The organism is Sodalis sp. RH16 (assembly GCF_047324245.1).
Lineage (GTDB): Bacteria > Pseudomonadota > Gammaproteobacteria > Enterobacterales > Enterobacteriaceae > Acerihabitans > Acerihabitans ligni.
On the sequence record NZ_CP178737.1, the window covers coordinates 1,824,206 to 1,842,304 of the forward strand.

At 52.2% G+C, this 18,099-nt stretch carries 15 protein-coding genes and 1 tRNA gene; 9 read left to right on the forward strand and 7 right to left on the reverse strand.

Annotation, left to right across the window (positions count from 1 at the left end; translation table 11 throughout):
* The first annotated feature begins 1,021 nt into the window (after positions 1-1,021).
* Positions 1,022-1,873 carry a hypothetical protein gene (locus ACL2XJ_RS08315; protein WP_413726199.1) on the forward strand — a complete coding sequence of 284 codons (852 nt, stop codon included), beginning with the start codon at positions 1,022-1,024 and terminating at the stop codon, positions 1,871-1,873.
* Between the two features lie 535 nt (positions 1,874-2,408).
* Here the strand turns inward: ACL2XJ_RS08315 and ACL2XJ_RS08320 are convergent.
* Entirely contained in the window at positions 2,409-2,804 is a 396-nt protein-coding gene (locus ACL2XJ_RS08320; protein WP_413726200.1) for a VOC family protein, read from the reverse strand.
* Between the two features lie 162 nt (positions 2,805-2,966).
* Complete coding sequence (locus tag ACL2XJ_RS08325; RefSeq protein WP_203524294.1) at positions 2,967-3,485, reverse strand: cupin; 519 nt, start codon at positions 3,483-3,485, stop codon at positions 2,967-2,969.
* 154 nt (positions 3,486-3,639) lie between these two features.
* Between ACL2XJ_RS08325 and ACL2XJ_RS08330 the strand changes: the two genes are divergently transcribed.
* Positions 3,640-4,242, forward strand: a complete 603-nt coding sequence (locus ACL2XJ_RS08330) for a nitroreductase family protein (RefSeq protein ID WP_413726201.1) — start codon at positions 3,640-3,642, stop codon at positions 4,240-4,242.
* 439 nt (positions 4,243-4,681) lie between these two features.
* Here the strand turns inward: ACL2XJ_RS08330 and ACL2XJ_RS08335 are convergent, their stop codons facing one another.
* Entirely contained in the window at positions 4,682-5,881 is a 1,200-nt protein-coding gene (locus ACL2XJ_RS08335; protein WP_132924027.1) for a multidrug efflux MFS transporter, read from the reverse strand.
* A 248-nt stretch (positions 5,882-6,129) separates the two neighbouring features.
* Here ACL2XJ_RS08335 and ACL2XJ_RS08340 point away from each other — a divergent pair, with 248 nt between their 5' ends.
* The 4 genes from ACL2XJ_RS08340 (at position 6,130) to ACL2XJ_RS08355 (ending at position 9,328) form a co-directional block, all read left to right on the forward strand.
* Positions 6,130-6,555, forward strand: a complete 426-nt coding sequence (locus tag ACL2XJ_RS08340) for a MarR family winged helix-turn-helix transcriptional regulator (protein ID WP_243701599.1) — start codon at positions 6,130-6,132, stop codon at positions 6,553-6,555.
* Positions 6,556-6,712: 157 nt separating this feature from the next.
* Entirely contained in the window at positions 6,713-7,141 is a 429-nt protein-coding gene (locus ACL2XJ_RS08345) for an organic hydroperoxide resistance protein (protein WP_132924025.1), read from the forward strand.
* Positions 7,142-7,429: 288 nt separating this feature from the next.
* Entirely contained in the window at positions 7,430-9,115 is a 1,686-nt protein-coding gene (gene eptB, locus ACL2XJ_RS08350) for a kdo(2)-lipid A phosphoethanolamine 7''-transferase (protein WP_413726202.1), read from the forward strand.
* A gap of 136 nt (positions 9,116-9,251) precedes the next feature.
* Positions 9,252-9,328, forward strand: a tRNA-Pro gene (locus ACL2XJ_RS08355).
* Positions 9,329-9,461: 133 nt separating this feature from the next.
* Here ACL2XJ_RS08355 and ACL2XJ_RS08360 read toward each other — a convergent pair.
* On the reverse strand, positions 9,462-10,646 hold the full coding sequence (locus ACL2XJ_RS08360) for a benzoate/H(+) symporter BenE family transporter (protein ID WP_413726203.1): 1,185 nt from the start codon (positions 10,644-10,646) through the stop codon (positions 9,462-9,464).
* A gap of 125 nt (positions 10,647-10,771) precedes the next feature.
* Between ACL2XJ_RS08360 and ACL2XJ_RS08365 the strand changes: the two genes are divergently transcribed.
* Together ACL2XJ_RS08365 and ACL2XJ_RS08370 are read left to right on the forward strand one after the other, a co-directional pair.
* Positions 10,772-11,338, forward strand: coding sequence for a helix-turn-helix domain-containing protein (locus ACL2XJ_RS08365; protein WP_413726204.1), 567 nt, complete (start codon positions 10,772-10,774; stop codon positions 11,336-11,338).
* A gap of 243 nt (positions 11,339-11,581) precedes the next feature.
* The gene (locus ACL2XJ_RS08370) at positions 11,582-11,728 is read left to right on the forward strand and encodes a hypothetical protein (RefSeq protein ID WP_165934190.1); all 147 of its coding nucleotides are present in this window, start codon (positions 11,582-11,584) and stop codon (positions 11,726-11,728) included.
* A 109-nt stretch (positions 11,729-11,837) separates the two neighbouring features.
* Here the strand turns inward: ACL2XJ_RS08370 and ACL2XJ_RS08375 are convergent, their stop codons facing one another.
* The 3 genes from ACL2XJ_RS08375 to ACL2XJ_RS08385 all read right to left on the reverse strand — a co-directional run bounded on the left by ACL2XJ_RS08375 (position 11,838) and on the right by ACL2XJ_RS08385 (position 15,738).
* The gene (locus ACL2XJ_RS08375; protein WP_413726205.1) at positions 11,838-12,620 is read right to left on the reverse strand and encodes an SDR family NAD(P)-dependent oxidoreductase; all 783 of its coding nucleotides are present in this window, start codon (positions 12,618-12,620) and stop codon (positions 11,838-11,840) included.
* Positions 12,617-14,326, reverse strand: a complete 1,710-nt coding sequence (treF, locus tag ACL2XJ_RS08380; protein WP_413726206.1) for an alpha,alpha-trehalase TreF — start codon at positions 14,324-14,326, stop codon at positions 12,617-12,619. Before treF ends, ACL2XJ_RS08375 begins: the two co-directional genes overlap by 4 nt.
* A 632-nt stretch (positions 14,327-14,958) precedes the next feature.
* The gene (locus tag ACL2XJ_RS08385; RefSeq protein ID WP_413726207.1) at positions 14,959-15,738 is read right to left on the reverse strand and encodes an AraC family transcriptional regulator; all 780 of its coding nucleotides are present in this window, start codon (positions 15,736-15,738) and stop codon (positions 14,959-14,961) included.
* Between the two features lie 258 nt (positions 15,739-15,996).
* On the opposite strand from ACL2XJ_RS08385, the gene ACL2XJ_RS08390 reads away from it, so the two are divergent.
* Positions 15,997-18,099: a TonB-dependent siderophore receptor gene (locus ACL2XJ_RS08390; RefSeq protein ID WP_413726208.1), complete on the forward strand. Its 2,103-nt coding sequence runs from the start codon at positions 15,997-15,999 to the stop codon at positions 18,097-18,099.

Genomic DNA, 18,099 nt, shown 5'->3' on the forward strand with positions numbered 1-18,099 from the left:
AAGTCATTCGCAATGGGTTAGTTGATTAAAAATATAAATACTTAATGCCAATTGCTAATTAATTTTAAAATACATTATTATAAAGCGTTATCCGGCTGTCGCGGATGGCCTATACTCTTAGCCGACGGCGTTTCTTTAAGCTGCTTTTCGCCTAGTGAAAAAAATGTTCATGGTATTCACTGGAAAATTTGATAGGAGTTATTATGCTGGGAATCACTGAGGTCGTGGATCGTTTGTCCGCTTGTTTCAAATGTCCGTCGGATAACAATCCGGCTACGGATGAGGGACAAAGGGCCAAACCGGGTAATGTTAATAAGATTGTGAATATCACTTATACGCCCTCTTCTCCCTCCTTATCCGCACCCACCTTGCCTTCCCAGCATGATGCCGCGGCAGATTCCGATTGTACCGAAATCACATCCCAATGCCACCAAGGGGCGCGACAACATTCTGTTCGTTTTTCCGACGAGGTGGTGGTCGATCGACCCCTACGACTTACACGGCCACAGCTTAAAAAAGTTACTCATGTCGTTAATCGAGAAGTAGCAAGACCCCAAACGCCCTTGCCGGAAAGGCAGAATACATTGTCGCTTAGTGAATAATCGATAATATAAGTAAAATGATGGCGACAGCACAGAGAGCTGCTGTCCGAAACAATATATAAATTTTTTATATGCATAAAAAATTTTATTTATAACTATATATATAATCCCCCGGTCGGCGACAGCTATTGCTAACCCCATTTTCCGATGTTAGTATGTCTCCGGCTGGTAACATTTAATTAACAAAAGCCATGGCTAATTTTACCGTCCTTTTTCAGAACGCGAAAGGCAGCGATAAATGCCTAAAATGATTGAATATGCCTAATACCAAGGCTGTTGCAATACTCTAAAAATTATAAGGATAATAAATACCTTAAAAACAAATGCCACTATCAGAAACAAAAAACTAATCATTGCTTTTGAAAATATAAAATTAATTCTAAATTTTACTAATATCTATAATAATAGGAGATTGAGGTATGCTAACATTTTTTGATCATGCCATTTATAATAATCGGCTTTCGTTGATTATGCCGCCGGTAGCCAGCAAGGATAATAATTATCTCCCAAATTTACGCCAGGTCTCTAACCGCGATGATAAACCCTATACGAACAAGGCCGAAAAGAATTGTGACCACCTGGTTGATTTGTATCCATCAGCATTGATGTTCGCAACAGGAGAATCGCTGCCGGTAACATTCAAGCAGCTGTTTGTAGATCATTGCTTAAGGGATTTCTTTTCCTTGTGCCAAGGAAATGCTGATAAAACTTATGATAATTTTATCAATACCGATGCCGAAGAAATTTGGGTGCGAGAAAGCATCACTCTCTATGCATGCTCAAATTATATTGTAAAATACTATATTGAAACTTGTTCAATGCAAAAGCAATCCAATGTTAAAAAATTTCATAAGCATATAAAGGCATTGAGCAATCTTATGGTAGGTGACAGTTTCGATAGATCATCAAAATTTATAGTAGACATTGACGGGAGCCACAAAAATCATCCGCCATTGAGCACGCTTTTAAATAAAATAGGCGGCGATATTGTCAAAATATTTGATAATTGTCATGGCCCAAGTGATGATATCATTAATCTCATATTGCTCAACCACAGTATTCTAAATGTCAAAGGCAAGGACAAGGTAATAGTGGTAAATCATTCGTGGGATGGCGATATAAAGCATTTACAGCACATAGACAATGAAAGAGGTAAAACCCGGCAGCGAAGTTCATCCAGCACATCATATACTGAAGAACAATTAATTCGCGTAATCGGTACCCGGACCAAGTATCAATGTTTGAATATAAAAGGAAATAATAGTCAATGATTTCATCTATGCAAAGGTATAACGCTTGTATCCAACAAGCGCTTGTATCCAACAAGAGTGTCCTTCGTTATCCTCTTTAAGCAGATTATCAGGAGATGCCATAATGGACGGAGCCGCAGCATGTTTAGATATCGTGTTCCCTTGCTGTTATTTATCACCACAGACCGGGGCAAACAAAAGCGGGAATCTTTCAGCAGGGGAATCGAGAATCGCGGCAGCCTCTGCGGCTGCCAATAGACCTGTTCTTCCCGGTTTCAAGGATAGGCGGGCGCTCATCTCAACCGATTCGCGCTATAAGGTGTCTGGTCTATGTATATACTCTTTCCCGAGCTTTGTCGGGCCCCTGGAAGGCTTCACGCCCCCTCCAAGCGTATTCGTGATATGCAATAATAGGGGGCCGTCGCAGATTTGCGGCACCCTCAGCCCGGCACCCACCATAACGCGACAGCCGACATCAACGCCAAACCCGCTTATCACGGCCCCCGAAATGGATACCGTGCCGATTTCGCTGAATCATCTATAGAACAGCATGCCTTTATTTGCCGTAATGCATGCCTTCCAGCTTCATGCCGTCAGGGTCTAGGAAGAATACCGCATAATAATCATCATAATATTCACCGGCGGGGTCGGCGATTTTGGCGCCGCTTCGTTCCAGCCAGGCCTGCAGCTCATCCACATCCTTACGGCTGTTAAGAGACCAGGCGTAATGATGAAAGCCTATATCGCCCTTGCGATAGGGATGCTTCTTGCCCTCCTGGTCTGCCTGATATATCCAGAAGCGGGTATTGCCGTTGCTCCAGCCCATGGCCTCGGGCATTTCGTCCATAATTTCAAAACCCAGGAAATCGAACAAGCCGCTGTAGAACTTCCTGGAAACCGCAAAGTCACTCACGCTGACCACTAAATGATCCACTGCCTGTACACGGGACATAGCCTTTCCTCCAGCTTGAAAGCCGGGCGGCATTGAGTGGGCGCTGCCTCACATGTCGTGCCGGCTGGGCAAAAAAACAGATTGGCGCTTAGGGTTAATGCGCGCTTGCACACAAAGTGCAAGTCGGGAAAGTTTCCCATCACCCTGTGCCTAAGTATAGCTTCAGGCTTGTTCGGGGTTATGCCACAGAGTGGTAATGCCTCCCCGATCGCCGGTAATCGGGTCGGTGGCGGGCAGGGGGACCTTGGCGATACGTTGACGGACCGCCGCCAGTTTGGCGGGATCATCGCGGCATAAGTCGGCGCTCATTCCGGGCGGATAAGCCCCCACCACCATAAAACCTTCCTCGGATTTGACGGCCTTATGGCCGACCCCGGCCGGAATAAGTACCACATCCCCTACGGTCAATGGCAATACCGGCCCGGTTTCCCCGCCGAACTGAACCTGGGCCTGTCCGGCATACACTCCCAGCAGCTCATGGGTCTCGGCGTGGAAATGGGTAAAGGGGTAGATAATATAACGCCATTGGGGCGGCCATTGATGTGCGGTGAAACACTGTTCAAGCCATGACGCCGGATCTTTTGTTTCAACCGGAATGATATTGCGGTAAATGACCAGCGGCAGCGGACTGTTGGGCACCCCGCCCACCGCCTCGTTCAGGTCCAGGGTTTCTATCGTCATCTGGAATTCCTCTGAAAACATGTTTTATCAGCATAGTTAATCATTAGAATGTCGCGAGAGATTTACAGACCCTACCCCAAGGAATAAGCTATCTGACGAATTGTAAGGTACGGATATCATTGTTCTCTAATTCGTTTTTAACGGGAGTCATCTCATGAGCAACGCTTTTTTAGACGCGATTACGGCTCGACGTTCAATCTATGCCATTGGCAAAAATGTCAGCCTGTCGGAGGACCAAATCACTTCGCTGATCAAACAAGCGGTGAAACACAGTCCCTCGTCCTTTAATTCTCAAAGCTCGCGCGTGGTGGTGCTTTTTGGCGCCCAGCATGAAAAATTATGGAATATCATTAAAGAGACCTTGCGAAAAATCGTTCCCGCCGAGGCTTTCTCCACTACTGAAACCAAACTCGCCTCCTTTGCCGCGGGCAAGGGTACGGTGCTGTTTTTTGAAGATACCCAGGTCATCGATACGCTGCAAAAACAGTTCGCTGCGTATGCCGACAACTTTCCCATTTGGTCGGAACATTCTACCGGTATTGCTCAGTTCGCCGTTTGGTCGACCTTGGCCCAGGAGCATATCGGCGCCACTGTTCAGCATTATAATCCGCTGATAGACGACGAGGTGAAAAGCACCTGGCATTTGCCGGACAGCTGGAAGCTGCGGGCGCAAATGCCGTTTGGCTCCATCGAGCAGCCGGCGGGAGAGAAAACGTTCATCTCCGACGAAGAGCGCTTTCGTATTTTTATTAAATAAGCAAAGAGTGTGAACCGCTCTTTACGTCCGGACCGATACGCTGCCGCGGGTATCGGTCTTTCAATATTGATTGACGGCCTGACAGATAAAAGAGGCCGCCTTCCTCAAAAAAATCAGAAGCGGCTATAGTTAATGAGCTGAGCGGTCAAAAAATAAGCAGCGGGGTCGGCATCGGCTAACGCAATGGCCGGGGCCGGAAGATAAACGTGGTGAGTCACAGGAGAATGGCGATGACCAGGATTTTGATAGTATTTCTGTTTTTTGTAGCGATTTGCGCCGGAATCATGGTGGTACAGATGGGCGGCCGCTACCCTTGGATTTGATCTGCCCGCGGTAAGTCTTGCCTCCCTTGTGCCTGGTTGATTGATACGGCCGTTTCCTGTGAGTTTGGCCGGGAAAGGCTGTTGTCCGTTTGGTCCGGCTGAGGGCAGTGTGTTAGTTATGATTTGTCCGGCGGGCTGACTTTATGCAAGCCCGACCAAAGCTGCATGGTGTTGATAAAGACCATTAGCGCGGTGAAGACAAAAACCCAGCGAAACCCCAGTACCGCCGATACGCTGGAGCCAATGAGGGGGCCCACCACGTTGCCCATATACATAAAGGATTGATTATAACCAAAAATCCTTCCTGTCACCCGTTCGCTGGAATATTTGACCAGCAGGGTCTGGACGGCGGGCATAAGGGCACCGTCGGCGAAACCCAGCAGAAAGCGCAATATCCCCAACTGCAGGGGAGTCTGCACAAACGCCATAATGCAAAACAGCAGAATGCTGCCAATCATGGCGGTCATCAGGATACGGCCGGTGCCGATGCGATCCCCCAACTGGCCCAGTCGCGGGGCGGCAATAAGCGCCGACACCCCGGGCACGGCGGCGATGGCGCCGCTGATAAAGGCCAGGTTGCCGTTGTTGCCGGCAAGATCCTTGATAAACAGAGTCAGGATAGGGCTGATGGAGCTGTTGGTCAGCTGGATCATCATCGTGGTGATGAACAGGCTGAAAATCAGGGTGGGATAGGGCAGGGTTTCGAAAACCGCTCGCCCTTTGAGCATATTCGCCTTGGTGACCGTGACAACTTTTTCTTTAATCAAAAACAGCGTAATCAGGAAGCTGACAAACATCAGCAGCGCGGTAACCAGAAACACCGTCCGCAGCCCCAGATGGTCCGCCATAAATCCCCCCAGCAGCGGGCCGACGATAACGCCGGCCACCTGCCCGGTGGAAAGAGTACCCAGCGCCCAGCCGCTTTTATCGCGCGGCACCTGTGAGGCCACCAGCGCCATGGCATTGGGAATATAGCCGGAGGTTAGCCCCATCAGGGCGCGCAGCAGGAAGAGCTGGTAGACATTCTGGGCGAACCCTTGTAACGCGATGACCACCGCCATACCCAATGATGCCCGCAGCAGCATCAGTTTACGTCCTTTACGATCCGCCAGGCTGCCCCAGAGAGGGGATACTACCGAGGAGATAAGAAACGTGGCGCTGAAGACCAGACCTGACCAGATACTGAGGGCCTCATGGGAATGCACGCCCAACTGTTCAACATACAGCGGTAAAAACGGGAGTATTTGGCTCATGGCCAGTCCGGTAAAGAAGCAACCTAACCAGACGGAGATAATATTGACCTTCCAGGCTTCCATGTTTACACGCTTACGTTAAAGAAATAATGAGTTGCTTGTCGGGCAATATTAACAGCTTGGCGCGGCAAGACTCTATGTCGTTTATAATATGTAGCAAAATTATGGAGTATTGACATCATTATCCGGCCCTGGGGAAAGCCCGGTTAGCGGGCATCGAGGGAAAATTAAAAAAATAATTTGCTATTCTATAGTGTGCTATATAAAATAAAACCATGAAGTCACCACTTAACGGCAACACACCGATGGCTATGTCAATGTCGCTAGACCAACAGTTCTGCTTTGCCCTGTACTCCGCCAACCTGGCGCTGAATAAGGTGTATCGCAAATTACTGGCGAAGCTGAATCTCACCTATCCCCAATACCTGGTCATGCTGGTGTTATGGGAACGGGATGAAATCATGGTATCGGAAATCGGCGAGCAACTGTTTTTGGATTCCGCCACCCTCACCCCGCTGCTTAAGCGTCTGGAAGCTGCCGGTTTATTGCTGCGGTCCCGTTCCGCCGAGGATGAGCGCCAGGTGATCATCCGTTTGACCGATCAGGGCCGGGCATTGAAAGATGTTGCCAAATCGGTTCCGGACGATGTGCTGTGCGCCACCGCCTGTAGCGAAGAAAAATTAACCGGCTTGAAAAAACAGCTTGAATCCTTGCGCGCCCAGCTGGCGCAATGGTAAAACCGCCCAAGGCGACCCTTTAGCGGAACGCATTATGATCAGAACGGATCGGCTATAATTAATTGATGTGGTCCATTTATATTGCAAGCGATTTAATCGTGAATGAATACGCTCCGGCAAGCGGAGATAACATCCCATAACGTAAGAGGAAAAAACGATGTCTATTGAAAAAGTTCTTTATCGTGCCAAAGCCAAGGCTACCGGCGGACGTGACGGACGGGCAACCTCATCCGACGGCGTACTGGATGTGAAATTAGGCATACCCAAAGAAATGGGCGGACCCGGCGGGGCTTTCACCAACCCTGAACAATTATTTGCCGCCGGCTACTCGGCCTGTTTCCTTGGCGCGCTCAAGCATGTTGCCTCCCAGGAAAAAGTTAAATTACCGGCGGATGCGTATATCGAAGGCACCGTGGGCATTGGTCCCGTTCCCACCGGCTTTGCCATTGAAGCCCAATTGGATATCCATTTGGCGGGCATGGATCGTAACGTGGCGGAAGAGCTGGTCAAGAAGGCCCATGTGGTCTGTCCCTATTCCAACGCGACTCGCAATAACATTGATGTTAAGCTCAACGTCATTAACTAGTTTTGCATAAGACCGGACAGGCGCAAGACGAGGCCGCCGGCGACAGACAAAAAAAACCGCTCCGGGCTGCACGCCTCGGGCGGTTATTTTTTTATATGTTTAATACTGGCCTGGCTAAGCTGTGCATAAAACTTTTTAATGTTATGCGTGTCAAAAAGTATCTATTGTTGTTTTTTTTTAAGATTTTGTTAGCGCTGGTTAGACCTTAATCGTTGCATGTCCTGCAAAAAACACTGTAATAACAGCGACTAAAAAAATTATCACAAAAGTGCCAGGACTTTTTCATTGATGACTTTTGCAAAACTTTTTTCACAGCATAAATTCTCGATATTTCTTGCTGTTTATATTGGGTTTTTTCTTAATCTGTCGGTTTTCATACGCCGTTTTGATTTGCTGCACCCAAGCGCTACCCCTGCCAACATGCTGGTGGCCTTAACGGAGATCACCGCCGCGGTACTGTCCACCTTTTTCCTTATGCGGCTTATCTCATTGGGCGGCCGCTATTTTTACCGGACCGTGGCTTCATTATTGCTGCTGATCTCGGTTGCCGCCAGTTATTACATGACTTATTTCAATGTGGTCATCGGTTATGGCATTATCGCGTCGGTAATGACCACCGACATTGATTTATCCAAAGAAATGGTTGGCTTCCACTTTATCATCTGGATGGTGTCGGTCAGCGCCATCCCGCTGTTTATTATCTGGAAAAACTCCGTTAGCGGTACGCTTATCCAACAGCTGAAAATGCCGGGACAACGTATCAAAGCCTTGGCGGGCCTGCTGGTGGTTTTTGCCTTGATCTGGCTGCCGGTTCGCTACCAGGAAAATTTGCAGAATCTGCATGAAAAATTGACCAACACCGATTTGCCCAGCTACGGCGGAGTGATTGCGCACTCCTACCTGCCCATCAACTGGATGGCGGCGCTGGGGCTGTTCACTTATACCCAGCTGGACGAGCGCCAGGATAACGCCTCGCTTTTCGATCCCGCCAAACACTTTACCTATATCCCCCCGGCCGGTATCGATGACACCTACGTGGTATTCATCATTGGTGAAACCACCCGCTGGGATCATATGGGCATACTCGGTTACACCCGGGACACGACCCCCATGCTGTCCAATGAAAAAAACCTGGTGGCCTTTCGCGGCCTTTCCTGTGATACCTCCACTAAACTCTCGCTGCGCTGCATGTTTGTTCGGGAGGGGGGGACGTCGGAAAATCAGCAGCGTACCCTGAAAGAACAAAATATTTTTGCCGTTTTGCATTCACTGGGGTTTACTTCCGAGCTGTTCGCCATGCAAAGCGAGGTTTGGTTTTATAATAATACCGATGCCAATAACTTCTCTTTCCGCGAAATGATTGGCGCGGAAAAACGCAATGACGGCAAAAATGTGGATGATATGCTGCTGGTGAACGAGATGCGGGAGTCAATGAACCGGTATCCCAAGGGCAAGCATCTGATCATTTTGCACACCAAAGGCTCCCATTACCTCTACTCACAACGCTATCCCCGCAGCTATGCCCGTTATCAGCCGGAGTGCATCGGCGTAGATCAGGCCTGCAGTAAAGCGCAGCTGGTTAATGCCTATGATAATAGCGTGCTATATACCGACAGCTTTATCGATAAGGTTATCGACCAGGTGCGAGGCAAGAAAGCCCTGGTATTTTATGCCTCCGATCACGGCGAATCCATTGATGAAAACTATCATTTTCACGGTACGCCGCGGGATATGGCTCCGCCGGAGCAATTCCGCGTGCCGATGATGGTGTGGGCCTCAGACTCGTTCTTGGCGGATCCCGCCCATCGCGATGGGTTTGAACGGTTACAGGCGCAGCAGCGCATCGGCATCACCCATCGCCATGTGGAGCTTTTCGACACGATCCTCGGTTGTCTGGGCTACACATCCCCTGACGGCGGTATCAAGGCGCAAAATAACTGGTGCCAGAAACCCCAGCATGAATCGGCGCTATAAGGACTCAGTCTTGTTGATGAGATTTCAGCCGAGCTTAGCCTTGGTCAGCTGACTGAATGCTTTGTAGACAGTTGTCGTTGATTGATAAAAAAGGGATTGACGCAAAAAGGCGGCCGCAGTAAGATGCGCCCGCATTCGGTGAGTGGCGCAGCCTGGTAGCGCAATACGTTCGGGACGTATGGGTCGGAGGTTCAAATCCTCTCTCACCGACCAATTTTCTCCAAGGCCATGCCGATTGTTTCCCGGGCATGGCCGGTAAGATAAAAGAAAACAGCACGTTATCATGACGCGCTGTTTTTTTTTGTCGGTCGGGTTCTCCTTTGATATAGCTTTCACCGCCCGGGAGTCATGTCCTGTTCCACGCCTGCCGGCTGAGGATGAGATGTGTGACGCCGCCGCCGATTAGCCCCCAAAACGCCGAACCTACGCCCAACAATGTGACACCGGAAGCCGTGATCAGAAACGTGATGATCGCCGAGTCGCGCTGGCGCTCATTTTCCAGCGCACGATACAAACTCCCGGCAATCGTGCCGAGCAACGCCAGCCCGGCGATGGTATGGATCAGCGCGGCAGGCAGCGCGGTAAGGACCATGCCGATAGAACCGCCAAACACACCGGCAATCAGATAAAAAGCGCCGGCTGCGACGGCAGCTATATAGCGTTTTTGCGGATCGGGATGAACGTCCTCCCCCATACAAATTGCGGCGGTAATGGCAGCGATACAGACGGTAAATCCGCCGAACGGGGCAAGAATCAGCGCCGTCAGCGCCGTCCATGTGATCAAGGGAGAAACCGGCAGCTGATAGCCGTGCGCTTTCAGCACGGCGATACCCGGCGCATTTTGCGATGCCATCGTTACCACGAAGAAAGGAATACCGATACCAAGAATCGAGGACAGAGTGAAATGCGGCATCTCAAACGCCGGAATGGCGAACGTTAGCGTCTGGCCGTGCGGTGCGATACCTCCCTGCAGTCCGGCCACAATCAGCCCGGCGGCCAGCGCGAGAACAATCGCATAGCGAGGCAGGACGCGTTTCGCCAGCAGATACACCAGGCACATCGAACCCGCCAGCGCGAAATTACTTTGCAGTGAGGTAAAGGCGTCCAACCCGAAACGCAGCAAAATCCCGCCCAGCATGGCTGCCGAAAGTGCCTGCGGTATGTAATGCATTAGTTTGGCGAATAAGCCGGTGACTCCGCACAGCAGAATCAGCCCGGTGGCAAACACAAAGACGCCAATGGCTTCGTTGATCGACGTGCCGGGAAGGCTGGTAACCAGTAGCGCCGCGCCGGGCGTTGACCATGCCGTGACCACCGGTGCGCGGTAATACAGCGATAAGCCGATGCTGGTGACGCCCATCCCCAGGCCAAGCATACTCAGCCAGCCGCCAATCTGCGCCATGCTGGCACCAGCCGCTTGAGCCGCTTGAAAGATGATCGCCGCAGAGCTGGTATAACCGACTAAAACGGCGACAAATCCGGCGATCAACGCCGAAAATGTCAAATCCTGAAAATTGAAACGCGGTGACATGCGTGAAAATCCTTCTGGTTAGCGGACGCTAGCGGTATGCTGTAGTGCGTTATAGCGCACAGAGGATGCGCCAAATATAGCACCGTGCGTTATAGCGCACAATCGCGATCGTCAAAGGAGCCAGGATGCAGGAAATCACCCGCCACATTGGCAGCCAGTTAAAGGCCGTGCGCAGCGAACGCGGCTGGAGCCTCAGCCAGACGGCGGAAAAAACCGGTGTCAGCAAAGCGATGCTGGGGCAAATTGAGCGCGGCGAATCCAGCCCGACGGTAGCGACACTGTGGAAAATCGCCAGCGGCCTGAATGTTTCTTTCTCGGAATTTCTTGAAACGCCACCCGCACAATCCGCGGCGCTGCATCGCTACGGTGTATTGACCACGTTCAATAGCGAGACGTCCGGGATGCGCGTCGTGCCGCTGTTTCCTTACGACGCCACGCTTCGCATGGATATGTTTGTTATCGATCTAAAACCGGGCGGACACAGTGAATCTACGCCGCATGAAGCGGGCGTTATCGAGCATGTGATCGTGATTGAGGGCGAGCTGACGCTGACGGTAGACGGAGTGACCCGCACGCTGATAGCCGGTGAGGCACTGCGCTTCGTGGCGGATTGCCCGCATGCTTACCGCAACGAAAGCGGTTATACCGTGCGTTTCCACGACCTCATACATTATCCCCACGGCCGCCCGTAACGGACTCATTTCCCGAGCCAAGAATAATCCTAATGTTGCCTCATTTTTACCGTCGCTCTCTCGTCTCCTTTTAGCTTTTTTATTGATATTGCTGGGGAAAAGTACCTCGGATCTTATCATTCAGTTATTTTGAATGTATTAAACAAAAATATTTTCTGGACTATTTTATTAATGAGCGTTAATATTACTTCATCGAAAGCGAAGAGCTTTCACACTCATAACGATTAACACAGGACTTACATCATGAAAAAGACAATCGCAGCACTTGCACTCATCGCAGCTATGGTCGCACCGGCAGTTTCTATGGCCGCACAGAGTGACTACCAGGACTATGCCCATACTTATCCGGTAAGTCAGGGTAACGCAAATCACGTTAATACCGCTGAGTAAAAACGTGTCAAACTGATACAAATAATTTCACTATATTCTCAATCCCGTGGCGTCTAACGCCGCGGGATTGTTGTTTTTGGCCTCATTTATCCCTACAAATGATTTTTTATCATTGCTCCGAATAGTTCCACAGCAGTCCGCCGTCGATTACCATGGTCGCGCCGGTGACATAGGCGGAATCGGGCCCGGCAAGGTAGGCCACCATACCGGCCACATCTGCCGGTTTGCCGAGACGGCCCAGCGGGATATTGCCGATAAGCGCGGCGAGCAGTTCGGGGCTGTTGAGCAGCTTGGTATTGATAGGGGTTTCAACGGCGCCGGGAGCGATATTGTTTACCGTAATGCCGTGGGGCGCCAATTCAATGGCCAGGTTGCGCATCAGCATTTTGAGTCCCCCTTTGCTGGCGCAGTAGGTGCTGAAGTGGGGAAACGGCAGCTCCTCATGCACGGAGCTGATATTGATGATTCTCCCCGGACGATTGGTGTCCCGCAGGTGCTGTACCATCGCCTGGGTAATAAAAAAGGTTCCCTTGAGATCGACGTTGAGCACCGCGTTGTAATCCTCTTCGGTGATGTCTAAAAACGGCGCCCTGCGCTCTATGCCCGCATTGTTCACCAGAATATCGATCCGTCCCATTTGCGCGACGCTATCGCTGATGATGCGTTTATTGTCCGCCACGTCGGCAATATTTCCCGCGTCGATAATCACCCGGCGGCCCAATGCCTTGATTTCGGACAGAACCTCTTCAGCGCGATTATCATCGGCGCGGTCGACAATAATGATATCGGCGCCTTCTTGCGCCAGCCGCACGGCGATGGCTTTACCGATGCCCTGGGCGCTGCCGGTCACCAGGGCGACTTGTCCTTGAAGACTCGATTCTTGAAGACTCATAGTAATCTCCCGCGTTGATTGGATGGGGCGGCGTTTGCCCGCGCCTGGTTGGTTTCATGATCTCCATAAAGCGTCAATAGCATGCGGACGACGCCGTTGGTCCAGCCGAAGCCGTCCTGGAGCGGATATTCACCGCCGCCGCCGCCCCGCGAGCCCGCCGCGCCGGAAATATCGTATTTTTCCACCAGCTTGCAGTGCTGCCGGTAATGATCGCCTACGGTGTTGAGCCAGCGGGTGGCTATTTGGTCCGCCAGGATGTTTTCGCCATATCGGCGCAGTCCTTGAATGGCCATCCATTGCAACGGCGGCCAGCCGTTGGGTTTGTCCCACTGCTGGCCGTTTGCCGACAGGGTGGTCATGATGCCGCCGGCGAACAGCAGCCGATCCGCCAGCGCCTTGGCCACCGCCTTGGCCTGCCGCGGGCTGGCCATACCGGCGAATAAGGGGACGGCACAGGCGGCGCAAAGGGCGCAAGGCCGTGATAAAACCCAGTCGTAATCGCGATAGGTCCCGCTTTCGCTATCCCATAGCAGCCTGTCGACGGCATCGCGCCGGCGCGCTGCCCGGTCGCTGAACAGCCGCGCCGTGGCCGGGTCGCCGGTGTTTTTCGCCAGATCGGCGATGGTCGTTTCAAGCTTGAACATAAAGGCATTGAGGTCGATGGGCAGAATCGACGTCGTGCGAATGCTGCTGATATCATCGGCATTGCCGAACCAGCGTGATGAGTAGTCCCAGCCGGAGGCGGCGCCGGCGCGCAGCTCCCGGTAGATTTCATTGGCCGGACGCGAAGATTTGCGCGCGGTTTCCACATCTTCGAGATAGGATTCGTCCCGCGGCGTATCGCGATCGTCCCAGTAGCGGTTCAGCACGGCGCCGTCGGGCAATTTCACCACGTGCCGTTTGGCTTCTCCGGGGGTAAGCGCATCGGCTTCCCCCATCCAATAGTGATACTCCTTCAGCAGCTGCGGCAGATAATGTTCGGCGAAGTGTAATTCCTCTTTTTCGAACAGCTCCACCATCAAGGCGAATACCGGCGGCTGGGATCGACTGAGATAATAGGTACGGTTTCCGTTGGGAATATGGCCGTAATGATCGATGAGGTACGCGAAATTATTCGCCATATTGCGCAGCAAATCCGCCCGTCCGCTGGCGCACAGACCGAGCATGGTAAAATAGGAGTCCCAATAATACATTTCGCCGAAACGTCCTCCCGGCACCACATAAGGTTCCGGCAGCGGCAGTAGCGAAGATTGGGCCGGATGGTCTTCCGGCCGGCGGATTAGCACTTCCCATAAGCCGTCGATATGCTCGAGAATATTTTGTTTCGGGTCGGCAATATAATGACTGACCGGAGCTTGCGGCGGGGCAAAATACTCATTGATAAAATCGGCGAGGCTGAAATCGGGACCGGAAGAGCGCTGTTGATAGCGCGCCAGTATTTCCTCGGGGTCGATTTTAGGCGCACAGTCAACGAACGTCTTGCTGTCCGGGAAAATGCGTGACAGTTGCACCGCCTCAAACAGTGCTCCGTAGCGATCCGCCGGGCTTAATTCATCGGATTTCGGCAATCCGTCGATATGAACCGGCTTCGGCTCCCTATGGACGGGCCGGGCTGAAACGGCATGGGCCGGCGCGGCGTGGGCCGCGGCGTCTTGGACTCCGGCTTGATAGGCTGATTTATTGATAATGAATCCCCTCTCTGGCAACTGAGACTTGACATATACCCGTCATACTTTAAGTTGCAGGTTCGTTGGCAATACTCGGCTCATCCATGAGCCTCGCCCCTTCGGGGTCGCTGCGTCGTCGCCTCCCTGCACCTCGAATTATTTAGGGTATGGTGCGTATTATCGTAAGGCGATGCCGAGGTTAATATCGCTGGTCAATGTCGAATAATTTAAATTAGCTCAGCTTTATAAAAATATCTCTTAAGAATAGTCTGGTAAGCTCAATCTCATTATCTGAATTGGGCAAATAAATCTTTCCTCAAGAATATATTATTTCCAGAATGATCTGGACTTTATCAGTATAGTAAAAGCCGCGATTTTATCCGCTTCTTAGGTGAATTATTAGCAGGTGGAGTAAAAAACCTTAGCTCTTTTACCTTTGGTAAAATTCGCCGGTAATTCCCATGTTATTTTTATTCATAACGTATCTGAGTGTTACTGAAAGGCATTAATCACTTGTAGATTTCATGGTTATTTGAATTATCGAAATTAAAAGAATAAATGTAAAAAGGGCAACGGATAAGGGCGAGATCTCTTAAACGATTAAGCCTCACGCCCAGGGGCCGCCGGCGCAATGCTAACGGCTGGGCCCCTGGTTAAGGCCGGTGGATGTTTCAACAGGACAAATAACGCCGGGGAGTTTCTCCCAGGGTCTTTTTGAACATGGCGATAAACGCGCTGGGGCTCTGATAACCCAGCGAATTGGCCAGCAGGTTAATCGGACGGCCCTGGGCCAGATGAGTCACGGCTTCCGCCAGGCGCAGCTGCTGGCGCCATTGGGAAAAGCCCATACCGGTTTCGTCGCGGAACAGCCGGGCCAGGGTGCGGGCGCTGGCGCCGACGCGGTTGCCCCAGTTTTCCAGCGTGTCGTTGTTTTCCGGTTCCCCCAGCAGGGTATCGCACACGCTGAGCACCCGCCGATCCCTAGGCAGCGGCACCATGCAGACGGTGGCGCGCGGGCAGCGGCGCAGCTCATCCAGCAGCAGGGTGGTGCTCATCTCTACGCGATTGAGCTCCGCCGCCTGCTGGGCCTGATGCCAGGATTTAATCAGTTCATACAGCAGCGGCGTGACCTGCAGGGCAACGTCGTCATACCAGAAATCACGCGTCAGCGGCGGAAACAGATAGATATTGTGCGTAGTGACGTCGTTGATGGCGTGCAGTTCATGGGGCATGCCCCCCGGCAGCCAGAGCGCGCGCCTGGGAGCCAGCGTCCAGATATGGCGCTCGGTAAGGACGCGCACCACCCCCTTCAGGGTAAATATCAGTTGCCCCTGTTCGTGTGCGTGCCAGTGTTGGCGTTCACCCTGGCGATAGGCGAGTTCAACATACCGCATTTTCTCTAACCGTTCGGGCTGCGCCGTGTCATACTTCTTTCGCCAGGTGGGTTCCATCGGGTCCTCTCATTTATCGCTACTGTCTTTTTCAGCAATCGCCGCCAATAACGGAAATAACCGTCAACTACTGTCTGATTTGCGCTATTTCTCCACTTTATATCTTTCCTATACTGGCAGCATTGCTGCTTTTTGAAAAGCAAATGATTATCATTTTTATCCGCGTTGATGGCTGAAACGTTATCTATTGGCCCTTTGCGGTTGAAACATTTTTGTGGAAACGGCGTTTAGTGCGATTTTTGATTCCGGGGATAAGGTATGAACAAGAGAAAAACGGCCGCAAAGGGTGCGCTGCTGCTGTGGGCCGGGATGGCAGGCCACGCCATGGGCGCCCAGGAAACGCCCCAAACGCTGCCGGCGGTGACGGTATCCGGGGCTGACAGCGGCGGCGATGAGGATAACGTGGTCGCCCATAAGGCCGTCGGCGCGACGAAAACCAACACGCCTCTGATTGAAACCGCCCAGAGCGTTTCGGTCATTACCCAGGCGCAAATGGCCTCGCAGGGAGCGAGAAACGTTCCGCAGGCGCTGCGCTACCTGGCGGGGGCCGAGTCGGAGGTCAGCGGGGCGGATTACCGTTTCGATACCATTATGCTGCGGGGGTTCGCGGCGGACGAGTACCTGGACGGTTTGCGCCTGCCCCAGGTGTCCTATTGGTCGCGGCCCCAATGGGACCCCTACCTGTTGGAACGCATCGAGGTAGTGAAAGGCCCTTCGTCGGTGCTTTACGGCCAGGTAAATCCGGGGGGTTTGATTAACCTCACCAGTAAAAAACCCACGGAAGAACCGGTGCACGAGGTCTATCTTACCGGCGGCAATCATAACCAGTTCGGCACCGGTTTTGATCTGTCCGGTCCCCTGGACGACCAAAAACAGTGGCTGGGACGGGTCGCCGGTACGCTGTTCCAGACCGATACCCAGGTGGATCACACCCGCTATAAGCACTACGACATTGCGCCGTCCCTGACCTGGCAACCGAACGACCGTACCAGCCTGACGCTGCTGGCGCAGCTGCGGCGCGATCCCGATTCCGGCTTTTTCAACATGCTGCCGGTTAACGGCACACTGGTGAGCAACCCCAACGGTAAAATCTCCGACCATTTCTACGGCGGCCAGCCGGGGACCGACAGCTACGAACGCAAGCAGGCCAGCGTGGGGTATCAGTTTTCACACGAGTTCAACGATGTCTGGACGTTCCGGCAGAACCTGCGTTATGTGAGCAGTACCAGCGATTATCAGATGGTGTATCCCTTCGGTACGGCCACCGATGCGCCGGCGGTGCACCGCTCCACCATGAATATCAACGAGACGCTGAACAGCTTTACCGTGGATAACCAGGCAGAGGCGAATGTCTCCACAGGCGCGGTGGGACACAAGATATTGATGGGGGTTGATTATCTGCACGATTCCCTGCATCAGAACTCCGGCTACGGCAGCACCTCGGACCTTAACTATCTCAATCCGGATTATAGCGCGCCGGTAGACCTGCCTGATGTGACCAACCGTAACCAGCAAACACAGTCCCAGACCGGTTTTTATCTGCAGGATCAGGCGAAATGGCAGCGGTGGGTGCTGAATCTGGGAGGACGTTATGATAAAGCAAACACCGTAACGCATAATCTGGTGGCCGCGAGCCGCAGCGAGGAGAATGACTACGCCACCACCGGCAGGGCCGGTCTGCTGTATCACTTCGACAGCGGATTTGCCCCCTATGTCAGCTACTCCACCTCGTTTGTGCCCACCAGCGGCACCGATTACAATGGCAACGCGTTTAAACCCACCAAGGGCAAACAGGCGGAAGCCGGCCTGAAATACCAGCCGAACGGTTTGGACGCATTGTTTACCGCCGCGGTATATAACCTGCGCCAGACCAATGTCGCCACGGCGGACCCCGATCATGCGAATTTTAGCGTACAGACCGGTGAAATCCGCTCTAAAGGTATTGAGCTGGAGGGTAAGGTTAACGTGACGCCGTCCTGGCTGGTTACCGCGTCCTATGCGCTGACCGATCCGGAAGTCACCAAATCCAACAACGGCGTTGAGGGCAATTCGCCGGTGGGCATCGCCCGTCAAAGCGCCACGCTCTGGAGCGAGTACAACCTGCCCGGTAAATTCGATGGCTTTACCGTGGGGGGCGGCGTGCGTTATGTCGGCACCAGCTACGCCAACACCGACAATACCATGAAGGTGCCCGCCGCCACGGTGTATGACGCCATGGCGCGCTATCGCCTTCAGCAGTGGCAACTGGCGCTCAACGTGCAGAATCTGACCAATAAAACCTATCTGGCCAGCTGTCAGGATAATGGCTGCTATTACGGTTTGAAGCGTCAATATGTAGCCACCCTCAGCTATCAGTGGTAG